The sequence below is a fragment of the Sphingobacterium deserti genome (assembly GCF_000757725.1).
Taxonomy (GTDB): domain Bacteria; phylum Bacteroidota; class Bacteroidia; order Sphingobacteriales; family Sphingobacteriaceae; genus Sphingobacterium; species Sphingobacterium deserti.
The window spans coordinates 14656-40035 of record NZ_JJMU01000074.1 but is presented as its reverse complement, the minus strand read 5'-3'; the positions used below and the strand labels follow the sequence as shown (position 1 = coordinate 40035).

Annotated in this window: 26 protein-coding genes and 1 tRNA gene; 11 read left to right on the top strand and 16 right to left on the bottom strand. The window is 41.0% G+C overall.

Going from position 1 to position 25380, the window contains the following annotated elements; genetic code table 11:
• Positions 1 to 54 precede the first annotated feature (54 nt).
• From DI53_RS19325 to DI53_RS19315, 3 genes are read right to left on the bottom strand one after another with little or no spacing between them, the layout of a single operon-like run.
• A complete protein-coding gene (locus DI53_RS19325; protein ID WP_052072590.1) occupies positions 55 to 879 on the bottom strand; it encodes a glycosyltransferase family 2 protein in 825 nt (274 codons plus the stop codon).
• Entirely contained in the window at positions 872 to 1969 is a 1098-nt protein-coding gene (locus DI53_RS19320; RefSeq protein WP_071790533.1) for a glycosyltransferase, read from the bottom strand. The genes DI53_RS19325 and DI53_RS19320 overlap by 8 nt, the downstream gene beginning before the upstream one ends.
• Positions 1959 to 3044, bottom strand: a complete 1086-nt coding sequence (locus tag DI53_RS19315) for a glycosyltransferase family 4 protein (protein ID WP_037503849.1) — start codon at positions 3042 to 3044, stop codon at positions 1959 to 1961. The genes DI53_RS19320 and DI53_RS19315 overlap by 11 nt, the downstream gene beginning before the upstream one ends.
• Positions 3045 to 3438: 394 nt before the next feature.
• Between DI53_RS19315 and DI53_RS19310 the strand changes: the two genes are divergently transcribed.
• The 6 genes from DI53_RS19310 to DI53_RS19285 all read left to right on the top strand — a co-directional run bounded on the left by DI53_RS19310 (position 3439) and on the right by DI53_RS19285 (position 9234).
• Complete coding sequence (locus DI53_RS19310) at positions 3439 to 4140, top strand: SMUG2 DNA glycosylase family protein (RefSeq protein ID WP_037503846.1); 702 nt, start codon at positions 3439 to 3441, stop codon at positions 4138 to 4140.
• A 390-nt stretch (positions 4141 to 4530) separates the two neighbouring features.
• On the top strand, positions 4531 to 6048 hold the full coding sequence (locus DI53_RS19305) for a pectate lyase family protein (protein ID WP_206538063.1): 1518 nt from the start codon (positions 4531 to 4533) through the stop codon (positions 6046 to 6048).
• A 284-nt stretch (positions 6049 to 6332) separates the two neighbouring features.
• Positions 6333 to 7862 (top strand): SulP family inorganic anion transporter, encoded by a 1530-nt coding sequence (locus DI53_RS19300; RefSeq protein ID WP_037503844.1) that lies wholly within the window; start codon positions 6333 to 6335, stop codon positions 7860 to 7862.
• Positions 7863 to 7971: 109 nt separating this feature from the next.
• A complete protein-coding gene (locus tag DI53_RS19295) occupies positions 7972 to 8238 on the top strand; it encodes a hypothetical protein (RefSeq protein ID WP_037503841.1) in 267 nt (88 codons plus the stop codon).
• Between the two features lie 110 nt (positions 8239 to 8348).
• On the top strand, positions 8349 to 8636 hold the full coding sequence (locus DI53_RS19290) for a hypothetical protein (protein WP_037503839.1): 288 nt from the start codon (positions 8349 to 8351) through the stop codon (positions 8634 to 8636).
• 25 nt (positions 8637 to 8661) lie between these two features.
• Positions 8662 to 9234: a hypothetical protein gene (locus tag DI53_RS19285; RefSeq protein WP_037503836.1), complete on the top strand. Its 573-nt coding sequence runs from the start codon at positions 8662 to 8664 to the stop codon at positions 9232 to 9234.
• Between the two features lie 235 nt (positions 9235 to 9469).
• Here DI53_RS19285 and DI53_RS19280 read toward each other — a convergent pair whose 3' ends face one another.
• Positions 9470 to 9904 carry a hypothetical protein gene (locus tag DI53_RS19280; RefSeq protein WP_037503834.1) on the bottom strand — a complete coding sequence of 145 codons (435 nt, stop codon included), beginning with the start codon at positions 9902 to 9904 and terminating at the stop codon, positions 9470 to 9472.
• A gap of 337 nt (positions 9905 to 10241) precedes the next feature.
• Positions 10242 to 10547 (bottom strand): hypothetical protein, encoded by a 306-nt coding sequence (locus DI53_RS19275; protein ID WP_037503832.1) that lies wholly within the window; start codon positions 10545 to 10547, stop codon positions 10242 to 10244.
• A gap of 218 nt (positions 10548 to 10765) precedes the next feature.
• On the opposite strand from DI53_RS19275, the gene DI53_RS19270 reads away from it, so the two are divergent.
• A complete protein-coding gene (locus tag DI53_RS19270; protein WP_037503829.1) occupies positions 10766 to 11665 on the top strand; it encodes an SDR family oxidoreductase in 900 nt (299 codons plus the stop codon).
• Between the two features lie 162 nt (positions 11666 to 11827).
• On the opposite strand, the gene DI53_RS19265 is transcribed toward DI53_RS19270, so the two are convergent.
• The 5 genes from DI53_RS19265 to DI53_RS19245 all read right to left on the bottom strand — a co-directional run bounded on the left by DI53_RS19265 (position 11828) and on the right by DI53_RS19245 (position 15599).
• On the bottom strand, positions 11828 to 12037 hold the full coding sequence (locus DI53_RS19265; protein WP_037503826.1) for a hypothetical protein: 210 nt from the start codon (positions 12035 to 12037) through the stop codon (positions 11828 to 11830).
• Between the two features lie 319 nt (positions 12038 to 12356).
• Positions 12357 to 12812 (bottom strand): hypothetical protein, encoded by a 456-nt coding sequence (locus DI53_RS19260; protein WP_037503824.1) that lies wholly within the window; start codon positions 12810 to 12812, stop codon positions 12357 to 12359.
• A 185-nt stretch (positions 12813 to 12997) separates the two neighbouring features.
• On the bottom strand, positions 12998 to 14059 hold the full coding sequence (locus DI53_RS19255; RefSeq protein WP_037503822.1) for a fatty acid desaturase family protein: 1062 nt from the start codon (positions 14057 to 14059) through the stop codon (positions 12998 to 13000).
• A 146-nt stretch (positions 14060 to 14205) separates the two neighbouring features.
• Positions 14206 to 14769: a DUF6624 domain-containing protein gene (locus DI53_RS19250; protein ID WP_037503820.1), complete on the bottom strand. Its 564-nt coding sequence runs from the start codon at positions 14767 to 14769 to the stop codon at positions 14206 to 14208.
• 32 nt (positions 14770 to 14801) lie between these two features.
• Complete coding sequence (locus DI53_RS19245; RefSeq protein WP_037503818.1) at positions 14802 to 15599, bottom strand: methyltransferase domain-containing protein; 798 nt, start codon at positions 15597 to 15599, stop codon at positions 14802 to 14804.
• A 281-nt stretch (positions 15600 to 15880) separates the two neighbouring features.
• Between DI53_RS19245 and DI53_RS19240 the strand changes: the two genes are divergently transcribed.
• A complete protein-coding gene (locus DI53_RS19240) occupies positions 15881 to 18376 on the top strand; it encodes a mechanosensitive ion channel domain-containing protein (protein WP_037503816.1) in 2496 nt (831 codons plus the stop codon).
• Positions 18377 to 18392: 16 nt separating this feature from the next.
• Here DI53_RS19240 and DI53_RS19235 read toward each other — a convergent pair whose 3' ends face one another.
• From DI53_RS19235 to DI53_RS19215, 5 genes are all read right to left on the bottom strand, one after another.
• Positions 18393 to 19157, bottom strand: a complete 765-nt coding sequence (locus DI53_RS19235) for a hypothetical protein (RefSeq protein ID WP_131555389.1) — start codon at positions 19155 to 19157, stop codon at positions 18393 to 18395.
• A 150-nt stretch (positions 19158 to 19307) separates the two neighbouring features.
• Positions 19308 to 19664: a helix-turn-helix domain-containing protein gene (locus tag DI53_RS19230; RefSeq protein ID WP_037503811.1), complete on the bottom strand. Its 357-nt coding sequence runs from the start codon at positions 19662 to 19664 to the stop codon at positions 19308 to 19310.
• Positions 19648 to 19959, bottom strand: a complete 312-nt coding sequence (locus DI53_RS19225; protein WP_037503808.1) for a type II toxin-antitoxin system HigB family toxin — start codon at positions 19957 to 19959, stop codon at positions 19648 to 19650. Before DI53_RS19225 ends, DI53_RS19230 begins: the two co-directional genes overlap by 17 nt.
• Positions 19960 to 20337: 378 nt before the next feature.
• Positions 20338 to 20425: transfer RNA gene (locus DI53_RS19220), tRNA-Ser, on the bottom strand.
• Between the two features lie 114 nt (positions 20426 to 20539).
• Positions 20540 to 21424 (bottom strand): bestrophin family protein, encoded by an 885-nt coding sequence (locus tag DI53_RS19215; RefSeq protein ID WP_037503805.1) that lies wholly within the window; start codon positions 21422 to 21424, stop codon positions 20540 to 20542.
• Positions 21425 to 21482: 58 nt separating this feature from the next.
• On the opposite strand from DI53_RS19215, the gene DI53_RS19210 reads away from it, so the two are divergent.
• Positions 21483 to 22334, top strand: coding sequence for a glycoside hydrolase family 25 protein (locus tag DI53_RS19210; RefSeq protein ID WP_037503803.1), 852 nt, complete (start codon positions 21483 to 21485; stop codon positions 22332 to 22334).
• A gap of 37 nt (positions 22335 to 22371) precedes the next feature.
• Positions 22372 to 22671: a thioredoxin gene (gene trxA, locus DI53_RS19205; protein ID WP_037503800.1), complete on the top strand. Its 300-nt coding sequence runs from the start codon at positions 22372 to 22374 to the stop codon at positions 22669 to 22671.
• Positions 22672 to 22674: 3 nt separating this feature from the next.
• Here trxA and DI53_RS19200 read toward each other — a convergent pair whose 3' ends face one another.
• Entirely contained in the window at positions 22675 to 24003 is a 1329-nt protein-coding gene (locus tag DI53_RS19200) for a hemolysin family protein (RefSeq protein ID WP_037503797.1), read from the bottom strand.
• A 262-nt stretch (positions 24004 to 24265) separates the two neighbouring features.
• Here DI53_RS19200 and DI53_RS19195 point away from each other — a divergent pair, with 262 nt between their 5' ends.
• Positions 24266 to 25378, top strand: a complete 1113-nt coding sequence (locus DI53_RS19195) for a phosphotransferase enzyme family protein (RefSeq protein ID WP_037503794.1) — start codon at positions 24266 to 24268, stop codon at positions 25376 to 25378.
• The last annotated feature ends 2 nt before the right edge of the window (positions 25379 to 25380 follow it).

The window sequence follows — 25380 nt, the reverse complement described above, 5'->3', positions numbered from 1 at the left end:
CGATTACACATTGCTACGCGTGCGTTATCCTGATCATATCGCTATAGATCGCATCTAGAGCTTTTTTACCATCTGAATTTCCGACGCCGTGGGTAATCGCTTTATCCGTAAGCCTTCGACAGTTTCCTCTATAAAGCCTTTTTCTAGAAACGCTTTCAGCCAGCCCTCCATGGGCCATTTGTCCCACTTGTTATAAAAGACTGTTGCATTGTGTATAATATCTTGGAGGTGGTTAAGAGGTGGGGAATAGCTTGGGTGATATTGGTGAAAAGCTGTAGCATCTATAGTTTTCAAGCCAATACCTTTCGCTCGGGCCGTAAAGGCAAAGTCCGTGTCTTCACCACCATATCCGGAATAGTTTTCATCAAACCCACCTACAGCGCGAAAAGTTTCTTTATTACATCCGAAATTCAAGGTCCAGAAAAGTTCATGTACGAATGGTTTGTTCTCAGGTCGCACGGGATCAGGCGTACTTTCCTTAAAGAGATCGTTGCTAGCGTGCAATTCTTCTGATGCTTTTTGAGAAAGGTACCGTACTCTACCACTTATTAGATCGGCACTGTCATCAAGCGCCTCCGCATATTGTGCTATAAGTGTACGCTCTGGGATACAGTCAACATCCAAAAACACGTTCTTCGGCGATTGTGAATGCAACATAGCAAAATTGCGAGCAGCTGCTAAATTCAGCCCGTGTTGGCTTTTATGCAATACTTGGCGGATCGCGAAAGGGTAGTTATCCAGCTGCAAGGGCTGCTCGTTCATATGCACAATAACTACTTCCATGGGGAATAAACTTCCCTCGGCCACGCCGTTTAAAAGGTTGCGAAGGGCGTTTTGGCGCCCGTGTACAATTGTTAAAAGTGATATAGACTTATGCATGAATGCCAGTTTTCTTTCGTTGAGTTGTGTAGAATTTACGATAGGTAGCGATCAGACAGTCGGCTATTTTCGTAAGTGCTTTATCGTCCATTACATCCGACCATCGATTGGTATCAAGCTGCTGCGCTTGCTCTATAGCGTTTTTCCAATTGGTATGTTTAACTTGATCTTCTGGAATAACTACCGCGAGATTGAGGCGTTGCAGATGTGCTGCTTTTATTTCTTGTTCACGGAATGGCCGATCAGCAGGTATACAAATAATGCGTTTACGTAGCGAACCCATTTCCATAATAGTATTGTGTCCAGCATTGCACACAATTACCGCACATAAATTTAATATGGGCGTAGGATCGTCCAAATGGCCATGTATAATAATATTTTCCGAGCCTGATGCAGATGGCGCATCACCGATGACATGTACCGTGTAGGAAGCGTCTAACGACGCCTGAAGTCGGGATATTAAATGCTGGTCGATGCTGCTTCCACCTTTTCCTATAAAAATGGCGATATTTTTTTTTTGCTGTACTGAAGAAGGCGTCTTAAGAGTGTCATACCTGGAAAATCCACCTGTGAAGAGTGTTTTATCTGCATAAATCCCCTCTTCGTCCGCATCACTCATTTGCCTACAATACGGTGCGATGATCTGCTGTGCGGAGTCATAGGCCAATGCATGTGCAAGGTCTGTTCGTTTGCCATGCTGCCGAACGGCTACTGTCGGAATTCCGCAAAGCCTTGCTAACTGCAAAACTTCGCAAGATACATCAACGACGCAGACAGTTTCCGGATTTTTGCAAAAATGCTCAATGATCATTTGGTTACGTGCTAGCAAGCCAGCTACATTAAGCGGTGCGTAGTGCAAATGTTTCAGATTCTGCGGTTGATGATATAAGTCATCCACTGTAGGAACATCGAGCGGCAAAAACAGCTGATCGATATCATCAGGTATCAAATGCTGGTAGGCCAGCAAATCGCTGCCTAAAAAAGTGATTTTGCAGTCCACATATGTTTTTAAAAATTTCGCTATCGCTGTGGCCCGGGTCACGTGTCCAGATCCATGGTGATGTATATAAAAGCTAAAATTATATAGCATGCCGCAGAAATCGTTTTTGGATAACATCGTTGAATAGCTGTTCATATTGTGCTACCATCACATTTCTACAAAGGTGCTGCTCAGCATGTTCCCGGCAATCTACTCGTTTTAACTGAACGGCAAGATGGATGCACTTCGCTAACTCATCCGGGTCGCAAGACTTGGTAAGCACACCGGTCTTATCATTCAAGATGCTTGGAAGCGCTCCGCGCGCAATTCCGGCGACGGGTGTGCCACACGCTAAACTTTCTGCCACGACCAACCCAAATGGCTCATCCCAACATGGCGTGATAATGCTTGCTTCCGCGCCGCCGATTAACACATTTAGTTGTTCATGTGTGCAATGTTCTACCCATTCTGCATCTTGATCTAGCAAAGGTTGCACAAAGGTTTCAAAATAATGTCTATCCGCAACGGAGCCTGCAATTTTGATGTGTTTCCCGGCTAATTTTGCGGCCTGTATAGCGAGGTGAGGGCCTTTGTCTGGGTGAATCCTGCCGAACCAAACAACATATCCTTTTTCATTCTCTGCTACAAATTTCCATTGCTGAAGGTCTATGCCGTTATTAATCACGGCACAATCGTGCACGTAGGGTTTCCAGGCATCGGCGTTCGGTCTCGACACAGAAACATAAGTGATCTTTCCAAGAGCTTTTTCACGTGCCGTAGCTCTTTTCATTTCGAAAATAGGTGGCGTATGAAGTACGGTAACCATAGGCGTTGCGCAAATTGATGCCATGGTTATTGGCACATAGTTTAAACTATTGTTGAAAATAATATCGAATCCCTTAGTATCAATATCTTGCATAAGCTCGAGATACGCGTGGTGGGTAGAGATAAAATCTTCGCTCATCTCGTGTGATCGAAAACGGCTAAACGTTTCCCGATCGTAGTCTGTGTCGCTCATGATCGAATATACATTCAACGATGGATCGGATAGTTCGCTTGCAAAAAGCGTCACCTCGTGGCCTCTCTCAATAAGAAGCTTTGTAACATCGTACGTAAATGCTTCTAGACCACCCATAAACGGTTTCCGAATGGGGTGTTTGAGGTGTGCTATTATTCCTATTTTCATAAATCGCCTATCTTTTAGAACGTAAGGAGAACGAGTGCTGATAGCAAAAGTTCTACGTCATCCTAAATGTTACGCGGCTTATAATCCTTTCGAGTATATATAGCAAGATTAGCTTTTAGCTCCATGCGTTAAGCAATTCGTAATCACCTTTTTTTAAGTATTTGCAAGTAAGTTTATTGAATACTATATTAACGCTAGATGATTTCTTTATTTCAGCATACAGCTTTGGTTGTTTAAAGAAAGAATACCTAGCTATTTCGTTTTACTGCGTGAGATTGCGGGAAATACCTGGCGTAAACAAAACCAGGCAGTTCTTTGTTGGACTTTTATCAAGAAGTGTCGATAAGATGCGATAGGGTTGGAAGTATTTTTTCATAATTCTGATATAGAAACAATGAAGTTTGAGCACACGTTTGGCGGTAAAGTGGTTAATTTTAATAAGCAGTTGCATTATGCGGGAGATCTTCCCCAAGACTTCGATGTTCTTAATCCATATCGTGATAACCCCGAAACTCTTAGTGTGATGACAAGGTTCTATCAGCATTACTACGGTGATACCAATACACGCCATTTTATTATCGGTATAAACCCTAGTCGGCATGGAGCCGGGGTAACGGGCGTTCCGTTTACAGACACGAAACGTCTCGAGGCAGTGTGCAATATTTCGATGTCCTCCGCAAAAACGCACGAGATTTCTTCAGTTTTTATGTATGATATGATAGAAGCTTTCGGTGGAGCAAGTCAATTTTATGCGAGCTTTTATATCAATTCGCCTTTTCCACTAGCCATTTTGCGACGTAAAGGTGCGAAATGGGTCAACGCTAATTACTACGATGATGCTGGACTCTTTAAAGCGGTTGCACCCTTTATGGTTTCTTGCCTTAGGAAACATATATCCATCGGCTTAAATACAGAAGAGGTTTTTGTGCTCGGCAAAAAAAATGCAAAATTTCTAGACAAGCTGAATGAAGAAAAGCAACTGTTCGGTCGCATGATCGTTCTCGATCATCCCCGATTTATTCAGCAGTATAAACTAAAAGACAAACAGACCTATATTGATAAATACCTGTTAGCGCTCCACCGCGCCGATAGGTAACTGTTTCACACATCTTAACATGATATTGTAACATTTTAACATCCTGCGTTGCAAAGATGGCAACGTTGCGTAACCAATTCGAACGTCGAGAGTGTGTTTGCTTAAGTCGCGGAAACTTTTGCTTTCAATCATCTTTTAAAAGTTTTACGTATTGTTGTGGAATATAGAGTTTGTCATGTTTTAACACTGTTAATGCGAATTATAAACGCGCCGTAGGTGAGATGGGAAACCAACAAAATGTAATTAAACGTAAATGTTACATTTAATTTCCAGTGATTATTCTATATTTAGAGCAAGGTTATAAACGAAAGAAAATATATCATTAAGATTTTATTAATTATGAAAAGATCGTATAGAATTGCCTCGACGGGTCTCCTTTTTTTTGCATGTATGTCAGGAATAATGGAAACGTCAGCGCAACAGATGGGAAACAATTTAGCAGTTAATGAGCGTGGTCAAATTCCGCCGCATCCACCCCGATTGCCTGAGGGCGCTATTCCGGCTTTTCCAGGAGCGTGGGGAGCAGGTATGTTTACGACTGGCGGCCGTGGTGGCAAAGTCATGACGGTTACCAATCTTAACGATAAAGGCGAAGGTAGCCTTCGCGCAGCACTGGAAGCGGAAGGTCCGCGGATAGTCGTTTTCCGGGTTGCTGGAACCATTAAGATTGATGGCGATTTAAACATTAACCATCCGGATATAACGATTGCTGGCCAATCTGCTCCTGGTGATGGTATCTGTATCGCCGGAACGCTGAACATCAATACACATAATGTTATTGTCAGACATTTGCGCGTACGGCGAGGTGTTCCGACTGGTGGACAAGGGGATGATAACATCGGCGGCAATCCTTATCACCACATTATCATTGACCATTGCTCTACCAGCTGGGGAATGGATGAAAACATCTCTTTATACCGGCATATGCGTCCTTCGCTAGATGGGAAGACACAGATCAAGGATCCCGCGGAGCATATCACCGTACAATGGACAATATCTAGTGAGGCGCTGGATGGCAAGGGACATGCCTTTGGTGGAACATGGGGAGGAAATCCATCTACATTTCACCACAACCTCTTCGCGAGTAACACAGCAAGGAACCCATCTATAGGTATGTCAGGTCCTTTTGATTTTCGTTACAACGTAATTTTTAACTGGCGTCACCGCTCTATCGACGGTGGTGATGAAACATCAACAATCAATTTAATCAACAATTACTTCAAGCCAGGCCCGGGCACCAACGCTAATATGCGTTCCGTTTTTGCTCGAATCGAGCAGCGGAGTATGTATTCTCCTGGGAGCGCTTGGGCGGAGGGAGATTGGTACCCGAAAGAGCCAAACCGCCCAGGAAAGTGGTATGTCGCTGGCAATATTATGCACGGGGATCAGGATGTGACTAATAATAACTGGCGGGGTATGCGAATGAAGGAAACAAAAAATAGTTTGGTTACTGGTGAACAAGATTCAGAACACCTTGCGCGCGTAAACACACCGTTTGAAGGTTGGCCGGTTTCGCCACACCAAACGGCTGATCTGGCGATGGAGTCGGTTTTGTCAAAAGCAGGAGCTACCCTACCAAAAAGAGATGCCGTCGACACGCGGGTAGTGGAAATGGTGCGCACGGGCAAACCGTCTACAGAAACGGGGATTATCAAAGATGTAAACGAGGTCGGCGGTTATCCGAATTTGACCTACGACCCTAAAAAGCTGCTTGTTGATAGTGACGGTGATGGAATGCCTGATGAGTGGGAGATTAAATATCAGCTCAATCCAAACGATCCCAAAGATGGCGCGCTGGATAGCGATGGCGATGGTTACACCAACATCGAAGAATATCTCAACGGAACTAATCCGACAGAAAAAGTAAATTATCGAAATCTAGGTAATAACGTTGATACGATAAGTTAACGACCAAAGTAAAAATCGTCAATACATACAAAGGCTGTTTCTAAACATTAGTGAGCAGCCTTTTTTCTGTTTATGCTAATATGTAGCAAGAATCTAATAATTTGATCTATTTTTGCGGAGAATTGAGCTGTTCGTTTAAAAATTGATTTCGAGCTCTTAAGGCGTACCTGCGATCTTGTGCCGCTGGATGAGTGCAGTATCTATGGCCACGGGTGGAAGGTAAGCCGGTGTGGCATGTATAGCTGATTCAAGTGATATAGCAAATCTTTAAATATCTTTTTCGTATGATAAATGCAACACGGTCATTGGCGATGCCTAAACTAAATTTTAAAAGCGAGATTCTCGCAGGCCTGACCGTCGCTATGACGATGATACCTGAATCGCTTTCCTTCGCGATTTTAGCGGGTCTCACGCCGCTGACAGGGCTATATGCTGCCTTTTTAATGGGGCTTGTCACGGCTATATTCGGCGGTCGGCCCGGTATGGTTTCCGGCGGTGCCGGTGCTACAGTCGTTACGCTTATAGCACTAGCCTCTGTGCACGGTGTGGAATATCTTTTTGCAGCCGTGTTATTGGCCGGGGTTATTCAATTTGCTGTGGGCCTGTTCAAATTGGGTAAGTTTGTGCGTCTTATTCCGCAGCCTGTGATGTACGGGTTCCTAAATGGTTTGGCTATTATCATTTTTATGGCTCAAATTAATCAATTTAAGGTTGTAGGAGATAATACGCAGTGGATGAGTGGGGTAGCTTTGTATACCATGATTGGCCTCACATTACTGACGATCTTCATTGTATTAGGTTTCCCCAGGCTCACGAAATCTGTACCAGCATCACTGGTTGCAATTATAGCTGTCTTTTTAATCGTTTACCTGTTTGGAATTGATACCAAAAAAGTTGTTGATATTGCTTCTGTTAGTGGTTCTTTTCCTTCCTTTCATCTTCCACAGGTGCCCCTCACCATGCATACGCTCTCATTAATTTTCCCATATTCGTTAGTGATGGCGGGTGTAGGCCTTGTCGAATCTTTGCTTACCTTAAATATGGTTGACGAGATAACGGGAACGAAAGGGAAGTCAAACCGAGAGGCTATGGCACAAGGTACTGCAAATTTCGTCAATGGCCTTTTTGGAGGCATGGGTGGCTGTGCTATGGTTGCTCAAACATTGGTTAATATTAACGCTGGTGGAAAAACACGTTTTTCAGCACTGATAGGAGCGGTAACCATTTTGGTTGTTATACTGGTCGGTGGACCATTGATCGAGGGCATTCCGATGGCGGCATTGGTAGGTGTGATGATTATGGTGGCAATAGAGACATTTCAATGGGTAAGTTTACGTATCGTTCGCAAGTTTCCTAGATCGGATATCTTCGTAGGAATGCTGGTTGCACTTATTACCGTTGTCTTGCACAATCTCGCCCTCGCTGTACTGGTGGGTGTTGTTATAGCAGCATTGGTGTTTGCCTGGGACAACGCAAAGCGGATACGCGCACGCAAGTATACCGATGAACATGGCGTTAAATATTATGAGATATATGGCCCCTTATTCTTCGGCTCAACCACGAATTTTCTCGAAAAGTTTGATATTGTAGATGATCCGGAAAAGGTAATTATAGATTTTCAACAAAGTCGGGTTGTTGATATGTCTGCTATTGATGCGCTAAATAAAATCACAGATAGGTATGCGAAAGCGGGTAAAAAAATCTATTTGCGACATTTAAGCCCAGATTGTCGGGATTTGCTCGCTGATGCAGAGGGTGTTGTTATAATCAATGTGCTAGAAGACCCGACTTACAAAGTGATGCCTAAGGATTAATAAACGTGCATCCAAAATGTCAAACAGGTCGGGTAATTTTATCTAGAGATGCCCTCATGGCAAGGAAAACAATGTATAAACAAGAATTACAAACAACATCATAAATACCATGCGTATCAAAACAGATAGAATTTATGTGCTGATAACCGTACCAAAGAGGATCGTTATGCAGCATGAAGGTGTGTTTTTCTATGAAAAAGGGATAGAAATGGAAGATCAGGTGAAAGAGAATGAAGTGACAAACGGTGTTAATGCGACTTTCGAAGGGTTCGAGGTTTTATCTGATTTTGAGCAGCGAGAGCTTCTGCAAGAGGTTCCCGAAGTGGACTCAATTTCTGCGAAGCTTTATTACTATGTCGACTATGAGGTAAAATAATCTAGAACTTTCGTCAGATTTCAATGTTCTATTTTTACGCAGACCTATTCTTATCCCTTAGCTGCTGAATTAGCTCACAGGTGGATAACTGGTAATAAAAGTAAGAAACGATGAACATAAAGAAAATATATCAGCCCACGGGCATGGCATTTGTGCTGTTCGCAATAGTTGCCTGCAGTGGTTCTGGTGAGAGCCGTAATGCAGGAAGCAGAGATGGTGAAGCATCAGATACGACATCGATAAGTAATAATGGTGTCCCCTTAGACAATATACATCGGGAAACTACAGCCGATACGTTAACGACAGATAAAACAGAAACGACTGGAGTACCTATGACCAATATCGATAGGACAGAGCGCAACGATACCATTGGCCAGCCCAAAATGAACGAGGAATAATCTTAATAGCTTTAAACGACGGAATATGGAAACGATAGATAAAATCAGGGAAGATATAAAAACGAGGATAGACATTGAGTTTGAAAACATTAGTTCGCAAGGCGATCTTTTCAATAGCCTGGATCGAGACGTCGTAGCCGCTCATATCATAAACCAAGTTAAAGAATTGTACCGCTTTGATCTTAAATTGGATGATGTCCATGGAAGGGTAGAAATTTTTAACGAAGATAAGTCCGGAGAAGGCGGTATTGTGCATCGTTTTGCAATGGTTTCCTATCCGATAACCTTGCAACATAACTCTGCTGCGGTATTCGAAATGTTGAGACAAACCAGCACCACTGAAATAGAGCTAGGGAAGGAACATATTGCAGTCTTTGTCGGGTTGGCCGAAGACAATGTTGACGAAATTGACTTGCAAAAGGTTTTCGATCGTGCAAGTGCATTCATTATGGAGAGTAACCGGTTAGGCGAAGATGTACAGTTGTTAATTGATCAGCAATTTGATGAAGTGAGGCGGAGAGTGGAAGACATGCGTAGCAATATGCCGGTGCCCAATCAACCTATTTCCGGTGCGGGCGATCAGCCATTAGTGTCTTAACCGTAAAGCTGTCCCAAAAATAACTTTTGACGCTGTAAAACACTAGCCATTAATTATATTTAATGGATTACAATATAAAATCCCCGTGTCTCACGACAGGGGGATTTTAGTTATTAACCTAAAATGTATAAAAACAATGTTTTGTTACGATATAACGCAGAAGCTGCTGGATCGTTTTTTATTTAGTAAAATAGGTCTTTTTATCCTGATTTTGTTCGCTGGAAAAAAAGGATGCTTAATAGGACCATAGATACAGTTCTATGCCAGGTGTCGTCGCGTTAATTACGATGTCTTCTGTAAGCACGGTTTCTCCGAAGATTCCAATGGAAATATTGGAACCATATTGTCCATTGGCTGACCAATCAAAATAGTCACTGGTCCGGAAATAGGATTGCATCGAGATTGATATCTTATAATTTCCTACGGGCACATTACCCATATTGTAGGTCGTAGCATCGATTTTAGGGCGGGCGTATGTTTCAAAATAATAGTATTCCGCGGTTTCAATATTGTAAAGCGTAAGGTTGAAGCCTGTGGTATTGAAGGTAGTCGAACTACTTGTCCCATAATTTAGCCATACTGGTGCGAAATACTGTGCCTTTGCAGTAAGCGACGTCAAGAGTGCGACCAATACACATGTCAACACCAAAAATTGCTGTGTTTTTTTCATAAGATGTTTGTTTATAAGGTTTATGAATCAAAGATAGTAGCGTAAACAATATAGCGGATATATAAAATTCTCTACTTATTGTATTATCTTGACAGCGCGGATATTGTCGGTCTGAACGTTCGAAACGTATCGGTTATATTGGTAAAAATGAAGCCTCTTTTCGGTTTGCAGCGCGTTTGTTTCAGCAGATAACGTCTTCACAAAATGGCATACTATTTTTGGGTTCGTTGACAAATTTAAGGCAGCTTATTTCATGGCCTACCTAATTTGTGCATGCAGGCATTAAGCTATCATCGCGAAATGGGAGGGGAGTATTAGCTCCCCTTATTCTCCACTATTAATCTTCTTCGTCTTCCTCGAGATCTGCATAGTCATCATCATCTACTTCCTCGAGATTAGGGTCTATAGGCTCCAGATCAGCTAAATCTGATTCCTTTACAGGTTCTGAATCTTCCACATCATCTATACCCAAATTTTCACGTTCGCGTTCTAAGGGATTGTCAATAGGCTCTGTGCCCGTCAAATCGTCTTCTCTATTTTCTTCAGCGCCATTTGTTTCTGGCACATCGAAAAATGGCTCTACAACCGCAAAAGCAACGATCAGCTGCTTCTTCCCTTGCTGGTTTTCATTTTCTGTATTCATAGCTCTATGTTTTTTGTTGTAACCTTTACCAATAGAACGGTTCTGCCGCTGCTTAGTTCTTTCTATTTTTAGGAGGAGAAAACAGGCTTATTTTGGATAGAAATATGGGTTATATAGAGAACGATTTATCGTGCACAGCGTTCCATTTAAGAAGATCGTTTAAACATGTTTGTTAAGCAACTTCAATATTTTATCATTTTAAAACGAGAAATAATAGTATGGAAAATCAGAGAAATTCAGGTCTAGAAAATCCAATAGAAAAATATCCAAAACCTCCTTATCCGGGTCAGCAGCAACCTTTTCCAGGCCTCGCATCGAAAATGGATCCCCTGCCTGATCATGGCGAAAAAAGTTACATTGGTTCGGGTAGATTAAAGGGACGTAAAGCGTTAATTACTGGTGGCGATTCAGGTATTGGTAGAGCTGCCGCTATCGCCTATGCTCGTGAAGGTGCTGATGTGGCTATTAACTATCTGCCTGCTGAGGAAAGTGATGCACAGGAGGTGATCGCACTAATTGAAGCGGCGGGACAAAAAGGATATGCCATCCCTGGTGATATAACAGATTATGCTTTTTGTGAGAAATTGGTTGAAGAAGCAACCGCAAGCCTTGGAGGGCTTGATATCTTAGTGAATAATGCTGGTAGACAACAAGCGAGTGAGTCGATTTTGGATATTACTAACGAAAGCTTTGACGCCACGATGAAAACAAATATTTATGCGCCATTTTGGATCACCAAGGCGGCACTGCCACATTTGGAGCCGGGATCTGTAATTATCGCCACAACTTCTGTGCAGGCATACGATCCGGCCGGAATATTATTTGATTATGCACAAACCAAAGCGGCTAATGTAGCCTACGTAAAATCGCTATCAAAACAATTGGGTGCTAAGGGTATTCGCGTGAACGGTGTTTCGCCAGGTCCTATTTGGACGCCTTTGCAGGTTTGTGGCGGACAGCCGGCAGAAGCAATACCTGAATTTGGAAAGATGGCTGAGCTTGAGCGCGCAGGACAACCCGCAGAGCTCGCTGGAATATTCGTTCTACTTGCTTCAAATGAGGGTAGTTATTCCACGGGGCAAGTCTTCGGAGCGGCGGGTGGTATGGGACATCCGTAAACTATCGCCCAAACGATAAAAAGGGGGAGAGATGTTTCATTTCTCCCTTTTTCGTCGCTCTATTTTCCTCTAATGGCGATATAGCGCTAAGGAAAGATTCCGGGTATTTCCGGTTTCGGATAGAATTGTACCACTGACCGATTAAATTGAATGAATCCGATGCTAGACTATCCTTGTAAAAGGTCTATCGTAACGATACCACAGATAGCCGTTGTCCGAGATCATTGTGTAGGTCTTTGCCTCAGAAACAGATCCATCGTCATACATCTTGGATGGTACGTATTCCTGCTTGATATGCCTTATTTCTATTCTGGCGGTTATAAAGCCCGCAGCGGAAAAAAGTTCAAAATATTTACCCTGTAAATCTTGCATATAAAATTTGATAATTACCGTTTAGCGGCAAGATTATGTATGCCGGAATACGTTAAGAAACCTAAAAGTAAGCATTGATATGTTGGGATTTACCTGTGGGATAAAAGTTAACGGAGATTTAAAATACCCTTAATACATTAGTGTAGCGTTGGGTGTCCTATGCACACCCTAACAGCGGGCACACTTTTACAAGTATAACCCGCCATTTTGCCTCCCCAGGGTATCATAAGTAATTTATTATGAATCTTGTATTCCTTTTGTTTACTAAAATTTTTCGATAAAAGGTTGATGAAAGCTATCAAATGCGACAGATTTTCACCTATACCGCCTGACTATCCAACCTGTAACAATCTAACAGTGTATTGATATGATTTGACGCCATATACTGGTTTTCGGCCTGTTCTCGCAAACGAAACGATTGTGATATAAAGGTCTCGTCTAAGTCTCTAATAGCATCCAAATACGAATCTTTGCACAAATCTTCAATTTTCCGGCAAGCTACGATTGTTGAATATAAGTCTCTATCATGATCGATGTTATCTTGCTGCATCTTTACGATTTTGCCTTCGGCAGACAGATTAATCGTTAACTTAAAATCGTCGATTAACTGTTTGGAAAATGCGTAGCTCTCATTGTAGTATTGCTGAAATACTTTCGAAAGCGCATTATCAGCATACTTTTGGGAAGAAACGAGTGCTTTTTTATAAACAACCATTCGCTTCTCAATCGCTGTAACCAATGTCAATATGCTTTCCTTCATCATCGTATTTTTCATCTCTAAATCACTTATCTTTCTATCTGTAACAAGATAGGGGAAAAATACGGTGATGCATGGCTATTTACACTTAAACAGGTGTTTAATCTAACGAAATAGCGTAATTAACACAGTCGTCGCGTAGTCTGCACGGAAAATCAATCAATTAGCTTTTTTTATTGACCGATTAAGAATTGGTCGCTTCACTATCGAGACATCGCATGAATAACGCCCACATGTGATCTAAATGCACACCAAAAGGTGTTGAATTCATTATATTGGATATTGAATTCTTGACAGGTTTGACGCACGATACGGTTTATAGCCGGGTAATGTACGTGACTGATTTTAGGAAATAAATGGTGTTCCACCTGAAAATTCAGTCCTCCGAGCATCCATGTCAGTATTTTACTTTTGGTCGCAAAGTTAGCCGTAGATTGTATCTGATGAATCATCCATTCTTCTTCGACCTTAGACGCGTCGATAGTTTTAAATTCCGTACCTCCAACCACGTGCGCCAATTGAAAGACGGTTGCCAAGCTCATGCCACAAACTGCTCCTGCTATCAGCAGACCAATCAGCGTAGGTAACCAGCCAACGACAAGCACGGGTACAACGATAAATAGCGTAAAGTGTAAAACCTTGCTCGTCCAAAATATCCATCTTTCCTTCATTGGAAATTGAAACTTTTCAGAAGCAGGACCCATCTTTTGCCTGAAATATTTCTCGTAATCCTGATAAAAGATCCAAGCCAAATAGGATACTCCGTATAAAATAGGGAAGTAAAACCGTTGATAGTAATGGTGCTTTTTGAGTTTCTGATCGTGGTGTATACGCATAAACTTTATCTCAATATCATGATCTTCTCCATCGATATTGGTGTAAGTATGATGAGCTACATTATGTTTGATCTTCCAAAAGTAGATGTTGCCTCCCAAAAGATTGAGTGAGTAAGAGAGCAATGTATTCAGCTTTTTATTGTCTGAGAAAGAATTATGTCCCGCATCATGCATAATATTAAACCCAATAGCGGCAAGGTTAATACCAAATAACAAACATAAGATGATGCTGATAGCCCAATGGGGTTGCGCAAAAACAAGTACGTAGTATAGTGTAACAAAGCTGGCAAGCAATATTACGGCTTTCAGAAATATGCGACGGTTGCCCGTTTTCTTCTGTGCCGTGACCTGGAAATATTCGTTGGTTTTCTGTTTCAGGGATTTAGAAAACAATGTGTTTACATTGTTGAATTTTATAACTTGACTCATCTCTATGCTTCTGCCGGGTATTTAATTATGCTTAAGCTAAGACGCTATGCTTAGCTGCTGTAAATCTACGCCTTATAATTGAGCATTTTGTTTTTATTTTCGTTAAAGCTTGTTAAAACCCGATCTGTTGCTGTTTGGGTAAACATTTAAATCCATCCCACCTTTTTCCTCCAATGTGTATATCCCGAGACTTTATCATCTATTTCCGTAATATCTTCAGGTTTCAGAATTTTGTCGATTTCCGCGTTAGACAATGCAGGAAGATTTACCTTTTTACGCTCTATGTTTAAATTTGCCTTATTTCTTACAGGGTATATCGCTCCACCGGAGGTAAGCTGTGTTCCATACTTTTGAGGTTTACTTTGAAACACCAGAATCCGATCATGCAGGTAAGCTATGTGTAAGGGGTTAATATCATCCTTATTTTCTTTCATCATGACGTAGCACGCTTTAATAAATTCAGGTTCGCTTATTGCGTGTTGAATAATCAGCCACGCTGCGTTACTTGCTTTTTCGCCCACTTTGGAAATAGTTGGATAGCCAATGTCAGCTATAATTTCCCGCAATCGCTTTGCGTTGGATCTGTGAATACTTTCCATTTCCGGATGATAACCTCCGGATAATTTTCCGGTCGACAATAGTTTCTCCCGGTTAATTAGATCTTTGTCGGCCATCTCGATTAATTCCATTTCGAAAGGGTGATTGTCCATATGTCGTCGATGCATTTGCTGAAAGTCTTCCTTCACCTGGTATTTTTCGGTCCGTTATGAGCGCGTATCAGTTCGATACCGAAATCTATATCCATATCCGTCATGCCTATTCTCCTATACAGTTCTTCTTTAAAGTTTTGCACATAAGCTTTTGGGTCATTCAGGCTTTTCAAGTAATTGGAGACAAATGATGTCGATGTGAAAAAGCCAACTAACTCGTCAACAGATAATACTACATTATTTTCTATTCTAGATAGGCGTACGTTCGAAAATGCATCAGATTCTGTTATAGTCCGATAAGAATATGACGTATCCCGAAGTCTTTCGTGCCTAAAGCTATCCCATTTATCCGATAGCTCTGTGTTAATAAAGTCTCGTATTTTTACTGGGACTATTGGGAAATCATAGCGATATACCGCTAAAAGCCCGTCACTATCCAAAATTTCTTTTACTTTCTTGATGATACTATTGCCATCTGCCCAGTAAAATGATGTTCCAAAGCTGACCAAGTCAATACGCTGGCTTTTAAAATCAGTAATGCTTTCCAATAGGTCGTTGTATACTTTGGTGTTAGGACAGCATTGCGTTAAATTTTTTCGCAACACGTTGGCCATGTGGGCGTCAGGCTCCACCGCATAGACGGTCTTAAATTTTTCACAAAGAGGAATTGTTGACAGCCCTGTACCGGCTCCTACATCGATAGCAATATCGAAAGATTGCGAGGGTATTGAACGAAAGATCTCCGTAAACAATTCCTGCGGATAAAAGGGACGATAGGCGCTGTAATGGTCTGCGACCTTTCCGAATTCTGTCTCGATCTTACTTTTCATAGCTCTGGGTTCAACATGCTGATGTTTGACAACGTATAAAGTTAATGCTTTTCCACGGCGTTGAAAAAAGATGATGCTGATGTACCAGCAACGACAGCCAATCGGCCCAGTTCATCGTGCAGTATATCTGAAATGCTGTGAATTGCGCCAGTTCTATTCCAACGCTGCCTTGATTATCGCAGCTTTTGCTCTTAACTAATTGAGTTAATAGTAGTATATTTAAATGATCAATCACCTAACAGCTTTAGCGGAAGGAACTTGTGAACATATGAACTAACTTTATGAAAAACTTACGGAGTATTATTCTCTTTTGTGCCGTTTTATGGCCTTGGATATCGCTTGCTGCAGCCCATTCATTTGACACGCAAGATAGCACTGTGACGCGTGTTGACACAGCTCGCAAAGACTACGTGGCCAGTATAGAGGAGTTTTTCCGACACGCATCGTTACAGAGTGATAATGATCTAGCGCTGGATAGGGCATTGATTCGGCAGGGACGTGTTTTCGAAGAGATAAAGGTGGTGTCACGGCAAGCACGTTCGTTTTTGAAAAAAGGTTTCGACAGTGTAACCCTTCGGACGCAACTGAAGGAAGTCATGAATTGGCATCGGTTAGCTGGAGACGGTGTCTTTGAAAATAGAGGCACAGCACACACTTCCCGAAACCTTACGGCAACGTACAATATACTGAATGCGTTGCAAATCCAAGTGCTGAGTTACAAAAAGCAAGTTGACGACTATCAGGAGCAGTTAGTGAGCTATCGATTACAGATCGATTCATTATCTAATGATAAGTCGCTTTTTGTTTTCTCGCGAGATTCATCTGAGCTCAGTGAGTATATTAAGAAAATAAAACTGCTATCAAAGGCTATTAGCCCTATTAACAAACAGCTCACAGCAAATATAAACGATGTTCAGGCTATTCAGGATGAGGTAAATTTAGCGCTATTGACATTGGAAAATAGTGTAGAGGAAATTTTATATTATCAGCGTGAAATCGCAAATAAAACTTTTGTAAGGGAGTTTGCGCCGTTGTGGAAGAAAAGTGAATACGATAGATCCTTACAGGAGATCCAATATTTCTCACGCCTCAAAGCACAATTAGTACTAACATATTATGTAAAGGCTCATTTGGGTAAGATCGCAATCTTACTATTGCTCTTGACCGTAGTTATATGGTATATCTACATGCTTAAGCGTGGAGTTTTAAGTAACAGTCGAAAGCCGAAACAGCTAAGCATGCTGTTATTTTCCCCAGTCTTATCGGGGGTAGTTATAGCGCTTTCGGCAGGACAGTTTATTTTTCCTAACCCGCCGTTTATATTTTCGACAATCATCCTATTTGCCACATCAATAGCTTTAACGCTAAGCTTTCGTCGCTTTATTTCGAAATACTGGATGGCTGTTTGGCTGAGCATTTTCGTATTGTTTCTTCTTGCATCATTGGATAATATGGTGCTTCAAGCTTCACGGCCTGAGCGCTATGTGATGATGGCAATTGGCCTACTTGCGGCGCTCACGGGGGGTATTGCATTATTAAATAGAAAGAAGCACGAAGAACTTCAGGAAAAATGGATTTTATTTCCGATTGCGCTGATGAGTGTGCTGGAAATGAGCGCTGTGCTGTTAAATATATTTGGTTTGTTTAATATAGCTAAGGCGTTGATGATTGCAGGTTTACTCAACGTATTGATTGCGATCATCTTTTTGTGGGTGGTCAGGTTGGTCAATGAGGGGCTTAGTTATGCGTCACAATTGTACACAAAACAAGAACGCCGTCTGTTTTACATCAATTACAATAGAGTAGGGCAGCGCGCGCCTGCTTTTTTCTACGCGCTTCTCGTTGTGGGCTGGTTTGTGCTTTTCGGACGAAACTTTTATGAGTTTCGCTTTCTTTCTGAGCCACTACACGATTTTCTGTATGATCAACATCAGTTGGGCTCCTACAGTTTTTCTGTTATAAGTATTGTGGTGTTCTTTCTAATCATGCTTGGCGCTACCGTATTGTCCAAAGTGGTTTCTTTTTTCGCAGCAGATCCGCAATGGAATACGCGCGAGGAAAAGGATGATAAAAAATTCCACTTGGGAAGCTGGATCCTTTTGGTGAGAATAAGCATCCTCATGTTAGGGTTCTTTTTCGCCTTTTCAGCAGTGGGGATTCCTTTGCAGCAAATTACACTGGTCATTAGCGCGCTAGGCGTGGGTATTGGATTTGGTCTTCAAACCTTGGTTAATAATTTAGTTAGCGGTCTTATCATCGCTTTCGAGAAGCCTGTAAACGTGGATGATCTGATCGAAGTAGGCGGCCAGTCTGGCAAGGTAAAATCAATAGGGTTTCGAAGTAGTGTAATTGCTACCGCCGATGGGGCAGACCTTATTATGCCGAATGGAGACTTGCTAAATTCCCATGTGGTCAATTGGACATTGGGCGGTTTTCGAAAGCGACTGCATATTAGACTGGATGTTCAATATGGAACTAACCTTGACCAAACTCGGGAATTACTATTAGTGCTTTTCGAAAAACAAGATCAGGTGTTGGCAAACCCGGCTACTGTAGTTCAATTTGCAGATGTGACAGCGCAATCCGTTGGGATAGATATTTATTTTTGGGTGAAAACATTGAAAGATGCAAGTCAGATCAAAAGCGATATTTTGGTTTCGGTAAGCGCAGCTTTTCAAGAACACGGCATACGATTATCAATCAGCCAACAGGAAATTCATATCAGCCAAGAACCAAGGGTAAATGAACGTGCAGATAGGGAAGACGGCAAGAAATAATAGGTATGCTGATCTCTTATTGTTGCGGCGCAGGATTCTTTTTTTCCTTAACATTGAAATCAAATGATTGATTGTACCGTAAAGGACGATAATCTTTTAGACTGGTTAATGTACAACTCAATGGATAATCATACTGATGCGATACATCTTTCCATTCCGTGTTAAATCTACTGACCATGTTTTTTATTTCTTGAGCTCCCTCACCTTTTTCAATAAAGCTTTCTTTTTTACCCGTGCGGAGATAGATAAGTACTTTACTAGCCGCAAGAACGTTTTCTTCTTGCATGGTCAATGGATTCTCCGCAACTAACTTTTCAATCGTTCTATTTAAGTGAGCTCTTGACGAGTCACTTTCCGCCATAATAATATAGTGTTTGCCGTAAGAAACTGAATGGACGAAGTAAGGGGACCGCCCGAGTGTGATAAGCTCGTTTATGTATTTGACTGTAAAATAAGGTTGAAAGTCTGTTAGATCTGTATAGAAATCAAATAATATGGCTTCTGATTGCATTAAGGTTGTAAAAGGTTTTCGCACTACTGTTGAGTCCTGAGAGGTCGCGAGCTCTAAAAATCTTTTTGTATCAACATTATTCGGTATCCATCGTTGAATTTCTGCATAGTCCGAAAACGTGATAGAGGATGAACTAAAACCACTGGTTCTATTTTTACTGTTTCTTGTAGCGTAATCTTTCATGGCGTCGAAACTGGGAAGTTTATTTTCTAATTCTGCCGACGAATACGATAAATACCAGATGGGAAAGGGCATATCCAGGTTTATCAAATGGTGAATGGTTTCAGAGACCACACCCCTACTATCAAAATATCTTGATACCTCTTGACTTGAAATGCAATTAGGCAATTTAAAATTTGATCACTTTTCTGGTATATACAAGAATTTACAGTTTTTATTCTATCCTCATTTCAACACTATTTAATATTCTTGAACTAAAACATCAGCAGAAATATTTAGCTCATTGCTTAACTTTCTAATCTGAGGAAGATTTAGCTTTCTCTTACCTGAGAATATTTCAGATTTTCTAGACGCCCCTAGAATTTTACTTAAAAAAGATTCAGTTTTACCCATTTGGTCCAAACGAAATCTAATAGCGTCTAATGGATTGGGTTTGTCAACCACATAATGTGTATCCTCATAATTTTTAATAAGAATAGAGAGAATTTCTACTTCATCAGATTCATTAGAATCTTCCTTTAAATCAGTCTTCATTAAGACATAAATTCTTTCTAAATAACTTTCGTACTGTTGTTCAGATTTAATCGGCTTTAACATAATCAATTTTTTTAGCGTTTATTTTATCATATTCCTTATGAGTTCCAAACCAAACAATAAAAACAATTTTTAGTCTATACTCAATATCTACAATCAAGCGATAAGTATTACCATGAATATTAAAGACCACTCTCTTGTCGGTAATGATTGAAGCAGTTCCAAATTGGGCTTTCAATTCATTAGGATTATTCCATTCTGCACTCTCGCATTCATCATACCATGACAATAATGGCTGTTCCGACTTTGGGAAATCTTTAATATAGATTTTTAAAGTTTTAACCGCTATAATTCTCATAAGCAAACATACAAATAATATTACCAATATGGTAATATTATTTGTATGTTTATTATATTAACATGCTAAATTTGAGACGCCTATAAATATCTTAGCAGCCATAAAAATCAATTGGGAGTTAGTATCTGCCCCCAAGGAGACCTGAACCTCCAATGGATCGAACCCCGGCCCTTGCTTCGGTTTGAATCCAAGTAGACCATAAACAACAAAAGCAGCTAAAAAAGCTGCTTTTGTTTGGCGGAGCGTTCAGGATTGTTTCAGCCCCGCAAGCCCCATCCTCATCCCTGAACCTCCCTTGGATCGAACCCCGGCCCTTGCTTCGGTTCGAATCCAAGTAGACCATAAACAACAAAAGCAGCTAAAAAAGCTGCTTTTGTTTGGCGGAGAGTGAGGGATTCGAACCCCCGGACCTGTGACAGTCAACAGTTTTCAAGACTGCCGCATTCGACCACTCTGCCAACTCTCCGCGACAAAAGTAGAAATTCTGGCTTATTCTGCAAAAAATATTTCCACTGTCTTCTTCTATGCATTGAAAATGAGCGAGATTATTTTGTTTTCATTGAATACGGGAAGTTGAAAATCATGGTTTAAGTACTTCTGAGACATGTTTTTTTATATTTTGAGCGATTTTATCTATCGGTAAATCGTCTGTATCCGTACCAAAAGGTTCTTCAATCGATTCGCCGATCAGTTCCAGCGACGCTAAAACATAAAAGATAAACGGTACAGCGGCCACCACAAAATAACCCATGGAAAACACAAACCCCACAGGGAGTGTGACAGCATATGCCATGACAAACTTTTTAATAAACGAACTGTAACTTAGTGGTATAGGCGTGTTTTTAATACGCTCACACGCGCCGCAAACATTCGTTAAACTCTGAAGTTCATCGTTTAATATGATAAACTGTTCACCAGAGATAGCCTTGTCTTGATATAGCGCATTTACTTTAGTGAATATTAATGAGGCAACCTGGTTCGGCCCATGCTTTTGCTCATCTAATGTAGTTAATTCAGGATGCTCTTGTTCATCTAACATAAACTTGACATAATCGGACCGGAGGAAGTGAAAAACAGCTTCTGCAAATAAAGGGATAGTCTTTCTAAAAAAGCTTCTCGAGACCTCATCATCTTCTTTGATAAATGCATTCAGTTTAATTGCGAGCGTCCGGCTGACATTCGTTAGTGTTCCCCATTGCTTTCGCGCTTCCCACCATCGATCATAAGCTGTATTTGTCCGAAATACCAGCAGCAAGGATAAAACAAAGCCCAGTAAATTATGCACCATCGTGATGTTCTTGATCCAGCTTTTTTCGGAAAGTTTTAAGTATTCCAATTCCCAATAGGCTATTCCCCAAGAATAAACGGCCATTAACACAAGAAAAGGAAGAAGTTTACGAAAGGTATCACTTCGATGAAAGAGCACGGTGGCCGTAAACCATTCTTTGGAATTATAAACACGCATATTGAAGTTGAGAAATTACAGTTGTCAAAAAAAAATAAATGCCTATTTTCACTGCAATATGCCAAAATCCAAGAGAACGGTCAAGAGAAAACAAAAGGTTGAAGAACCTGATCGGCGGAAATTTCTGCTATGGAGCATCATAATACCAATCGTCGTGGTGAGCTTGGGCGCCTTGTTATTCTATAAAACTGATTTGATGTATACTATCAAAAACTACTTTTATGCAGATGATTTTGGTAAAAAGTATGATGATGATGAGCATTTAAGGCGAAACATAAGCCTGATGAATAAGCACGATACATATCTTTATGGGATAGATATTTCGGAGTATCAAGGACAGATAAATTGGATCGAGGTGAATACGATCCATGATGAAATACCGCTCGATTTTGTTTTTATTCGATCCACAATGGGGGAGAAGAAGCAAGACAAACGTTTCAAAGAGAACTGGAATGCAGCCGCCAGCCGTACTAAGTTGCGGGGTGCGTATCACTATTTTAGGCCAAATGAAAATTCTAAGCGTCAGGCACGCAACTTTATACGTACCGTCAAGCTGAAACCCGGTGATCTTCCTCCCGTGTTGGATATTGAAGAACGGCCAAGAAAACAACCTATGGATTCGTTGAAGGTAGGACTGAAGCGCTGGCTTGACGAGGTAGAGATGCATTACGGAATCAGACCTATTTTGTATTCCGGCGACAGCTACTTTACCGATTTCTTAGAAAAGGAGTTCTCCGACTACACATTATGGATTGCTAACTATAATTTTTGGGTTGAAAAACCGAAAAAGCATTGGAATTTTTGGCAGTTTTCAGAGCGCGGACGCGTGCGCGGTATAAAAGGTAATGTAGATCTTAACATGTTCAAAGGGACGATGGAGGATATTGAAAGTTTAGCAATTCCTTACTAACCTCTAAACTTTTATTAACTATAATTGTATATTCCATATGGCAACATTTAACGATCTTATAAAACAACATCCGCTGGTATTGGTGGATTTCTCGGCAACTTGGTGTGGTCCATGCCAAATGTTAGCACCGATCTTGAAAGACTTGAAGACACATTATGGGGAAAAGCTTTCTATCCTAAAAATCGACGTAGATAAAAACAGTCAGCTTGCAAGTAATTACCGAGTGCAGGGTGTGCCTACCATGCTATTATTTCAGGATGGCAAACAAGTGTGGCGACAAAGTGGTGTACTTACACTGCCCGATCTTATAGGGGTTGTTGATAAGCACAGCGCTTAACGCCTAATCTTCATTCTCTGCAATGTCGTTCAGTAATTCAGGCAGTTTGGTGATTAGCACTTTATCGATGCGGTGTCCATCCATATCGATTACTTCCAGCTTGTATCGTTTAAAATGGATGTGTTCGCCTTCTTCCGGCACATGATCGAGCGTCAGGAATATTAGACCGCCCAGCGTGGTCACATTCCCGAGCTCTTCGTCTTCTTCATCAGATAAATAAATGTTGAAGTATTTGAAAAAGTCATCGAGTTGTATACGGCCATCAGCGATGAAAGTGCCATCATCCCGCTTGCGGATATTTCCATCTCCATCTTCGTCATCTGAAGATTCCATGTCGCCAAATAACGTACGAACAATATCTTTTATAGAAACGATCCCCTGCGGGATACCGTATTCATCAATGACGATGGCAAGTTGAGCCTTTGCATTCTTAAATACATTAAGAATGTTATAGGCAGACGTGTTTTCATTGACAAATGGAATAGGTTCTATAAGACCTTCTAAATCTATCGGATGCTCGTCAATGTATTTTTTAAGGAATGTTTTGACATGGATAATTCCTTTTACATTATCAAAACTACCGTCAACAACGGGAAACTCCGTATGTTCAGATTGTCTAATAATAACTTTGTTCGCTTCAAATGAGTTTTGCAAATCCAAGCAATCAATCTCCGAACGGTGGACCATCAGGTTGATAGCCCGTTTATCGCCCAACACCAAAAGACGGTCTACAAAGTCATGTTCAAAATTTTCAATGACGCCGCTGCTAACACCTTCATCCACCAATGCCTTAATTTCCTCTTCTGTTACTGTGTTCTCAGAAACCTTAATGTTCAGCAGTTTCACAATAGCATCAGTCGAAACGCTAAGTAACCACACAAACGGGCGAACGAGCTTACTCAGAAACTGCATCGGAGCAGCAATTAACGAAGCATACCCCTCAGGAATGGCCATACCAATGCGCTTTGGTACAAGCTCCCCAATAACAAGGGTCAAATATGTAATAACGAGGACCACTAAGACCACCGATATTTGCTGGCTGTAAGGCGCTAAAAACGATACATTGTTAAGAACCTCTGCAAGGTGCAATGATATTGTCCCACCACTAAAAAAACCTGTTAATATACCTATCAGCGTGATGCCAATCTGTACAGTGGATAAAAACTGATTTGGATTATCTTTCAACTTTAAGGCTATTCTAGCCGAATTGTTTCTTTTGTCTGCCATGGCCTGCAACCTTGCTTTTCTACTGGAAACGATAGATATCTCCGAAGCTGAAAAAATGCCATTTAAAACAATCAAGGTTAAAATTATAATGATCTCTGTGAGCATATTACTTTATTTTGAATAACCCAAAATACACATTCTTTTCAATAGAATTTGTCTGATTCCTAAAATAAAGTAGGCAAGTAGTAGATAAAACAAAATAGTGTAACTCGTAAGTTTCGGCTCTCAGAAAAAAGGGATCCGTTGTATTCAAAGGGGAAATGTAAAAAAGAACAAACGATTGCTTGCTTTTCGAGCTTTTGTTTTTATTATTTATTTGGGATATTGCAAATAATTAAGCCTGAAAGCTGTTTTTAATTTGTTATGTATGTTTGATTGTAAAGATAGTACGATTGTAGATTCCGTAAATCATTTTGATATTCATGGCGAAATATTAAGTGTCGAGCGATTTGGCTCCGGACATATAAACGATACGTTCTGTGTAAAGACCAATAATCCGAAAGGGGAAAGCTATCTCCTGCAAAGGATCAACCATCATATTTTTACAGATATTCCGGCTTTGATGCAAAACACGAAAATTGTGTTGGATCATCTAAAACTGAAGTTAGCCCATCGGGGCCCAGAGGTAGTCGAGAAAAGTACACTAACATTGGTGCCCACGCTCTCTGGAAATCTTTACCATAAAGATGCCGAAGATGGATATTGGCGGATGTTTATTTTGCTAGAGGACACAAAAAGCTATGATATTGTAGAAACAGAGGCGCAAGCCTATTCTGGAGGACAGGCCTTTGGCGAGTTTCAAATGCAATTGGCCGACCTGGATGCCAACGCTTTGGTGGAAGTATTGCCCAATTTTCATAATATCGATTTTAGAATGGGAAATTTGCGGGAAGCAGTTGCAAAAGATAGCGCAAAGCGTGTGTCTGAGGTGTCCGACTTGCTGCGGTTTATTGCGGACCGCGAAACAATAATGCGAAGTATATTGATGCGTGCCGAGAAAGGCGAACTCCCATTACGAATTACACATAATGATACCAAATTCAATAACGTTTTGCTGGATAAGGATGATAATGTGCAGTGTGTTATCGATTTGGATACGGTGATGCCGGGCTATGTCGCTTATGATTTTGGTGATGCCATACGTACAGTCATCAACTCTGCTGCAGAGGACGAACCTGATATAACTAAAGTCAAACTCGATATAGCGCTTTTTAGCGCATACACAAACGGTTATATGCAGGCTGCTAAACATTTTCTTACAGCAGCTGAAATTGAATCTTTGCTTGAAGGTGTCTTTTTGCTCCCATTTATGCAAGCGGTTCGCTTTTTAACGGATTATCTTAATGGGGATATATATTATAAAATACAATACCCAAGCCATAATTTGGTTAGAACGAAAGCACAGCTTAAATTAGTGGAGGAGCTCGAAATAGAAAAACAACAGTTGCGTTCTATTTTATATGCGAGCTTAAACGTATAAAA

What these genes read in the sequence shown, in the direction of transcription:
- DI53_RS19265 (WP_037503826.1), bottom strand. Translation starts at nt 12,037, where the DNA reads ATGCAAGATTTACAGGGTAAATATTTTGAACTTTTTTCCGCTGCGGGC.
- DI53_RS19270 (WP_037503829.1), top strand. Translation starts at nt 10,766, where the DNA reads ATGGAAAATCAGAGAAATTCAGGTCTAGAAAATCCAATAGAAAAATAT.
- DI53_RS19200 (WP_037503797.1), bottom strand. Translation starts at nt 24,003, where the DNA reads ATGCTCACAGAGATCATTATAATTTTAACCTTGATTGTTTTAAATGGC.
- DI53_RS19285 (WP_037503836.1), top strand. Translation starts at nt 8,662, where the DNA reads ATGGAAACGATAGATAAAATCAGGGAAGATATAAAAACGAGGATAGAC.
- DI53_RS19290 (WP_037503839.1), top strand. Translation starts at nt 8,349, where the DNA reads ATGAACATAAAGAAAATATATCAGCCCACGGGCATGGCATTTGTGCTG.
- trxA (WP_037503800.1), top strand. Translation starts at nt 22,372, where the DNA reads ATGGCAACATTTAACGATCTTATAAAACAACATCCGCTGGTATTGGTG.
- DI53_RS19320 (WP_071790533.1), bottom strand. Translation starts at nt 1,969, where the DNA reads ATGCTATATAATTTTAGCTTTTATATACATCACCATGGATCTGGACAC.
- DI53_RS19315 (WP_037503849.1), bottom strand. Translation starts at nt 3,044, where the DNA reads ATGAAAATAGGAATAATAGCACACCTCAAACACCCCATTCGGAAACCG.
- DI53_RS19240 (WP_037503816.1), top strand. Translation starts at nt 15,881, where the DNA reads ATGAAAAACTTACGGAGTATTATTCTCTTTTGTGCCGTTTTATGGCCT.
- DI53_RS19250 (WP_037503820.1), bottom strand. Translation starts at nt 14,769, where the DNA reads ATGGACAATCACCCTTTCGAAATGGAATTAATCGAGATGGCCGACAAA.
- DI53_RS19245 (WP_037503818.1), bottom strand. Translation starts at nt 15,599, where the DNA reads ATGAAAAGTAAGATCGAGACAGAATTCGGAAAGGTCGCAGACCATTAC.
- DI53_RS19275 (WP_037503832.1), bottom strand. Translation starts at nt 10,547, where the DNA reads ATGAATACAGAAAATGAAAACCAGCAAGGGAAGAAGCAGCTGATCGTT.
- DI53_RS19300 (WP_037503844.1), top strand. Translation starts at nt 6,333, where the DNA reads ATGATAAATGCAACACGGTCATTGGCGATGCCTAAACTAAATTTTAAA.
- DI53_RS19310 (WP_037503846.1), top strand. Translation starts at nt 3,439, where the DNA reads ATGAAGTTTGAGCACACGTTTGGCGGTAAAGTGGTTAATTTTAATAAG.
- DI53_RS19225 (WP_037503808.1), bottom strand. Translation starts at nt 19,959, where the DNA reads ATGAGAATTATAGCGGTTAAAACTTTAAAAATCTATATTAAAGATTTC.
- DI53_RS19255 (WP_037503822.1), bottom strand. Translation starts at nt 14,059, where the DNA reads ATGAGTCAAGTTATAAAATTCAACAATGTAAACACATTGTTTTCTAAA.
- DI53_RS19280 (WP_037503834.1), bottom strand. Translation starts at nt 9,904, where the DNA reads ATGAAAAAAACACAGCAATTTTTGGTGTTGACATGTGTATTGGTCGCA.
- DI53_RS19215 (WP_037503805.1), bottom strand. Translation starts at nt 21,424, where the DNA reads ATGCGTGTTTATAATTCCAAAGAATGGTTTACGGCCACCGTGCTCTTT.
- DI53_RS19295 (WP_037503841.1), top strand. Translation starts at nt 7,972, where the DNA reads ATGCGTATCAAAACAGATAGAATTTATGTGCTGATAACCGTACCAAAG.
- DI53_RS19210 (WP_037503803.1), top strand. Translation starts at nt 21,483, where the DNA reads ATGCCAAAATCCAAGAGAACGGTCAAGAGAAAACAAAAGGTTGAAGAA.
- DI53_RS19260 (WP_037503824.1), bottom strand. Translation starts at nt 12,812, where the DNA reads ATGAAAAATACGATGATGAAGGAAAGCATATTGACATTGGTTACAGCG.
- DI53_RS19195 (WP_037503794.1), top strand. Translation starts at nt 24,266, where the DNA reads ATGTTTGATTGTAAAGATAGTACGATTGTAGATTCCGTAAATCATTTT.
- DI53_RS19325 (WP_052072590.1), bottom strand. Translation starts at nt 879, where the DNA reads ATGCATAAGTCTATATCACTTTTAACAATTGTACACGGGCGCCAAAAC.
- DI53_RS19305 (WP_206538063.1), top strand. Translation starts at nt 4,531, where the DNA reads ATGTCAGGAATAATGGAAACGTCAGCGCAACAGATGGGAAACAATTTA.
- DI53_RS19230 (WP_037503811.1), bottom strand. Translation starts at nt 19,664, where the DNA reads ATGTTAAAGCCGATTAAATCTGAACAACAGTACGAAAGTTATTTAGAA.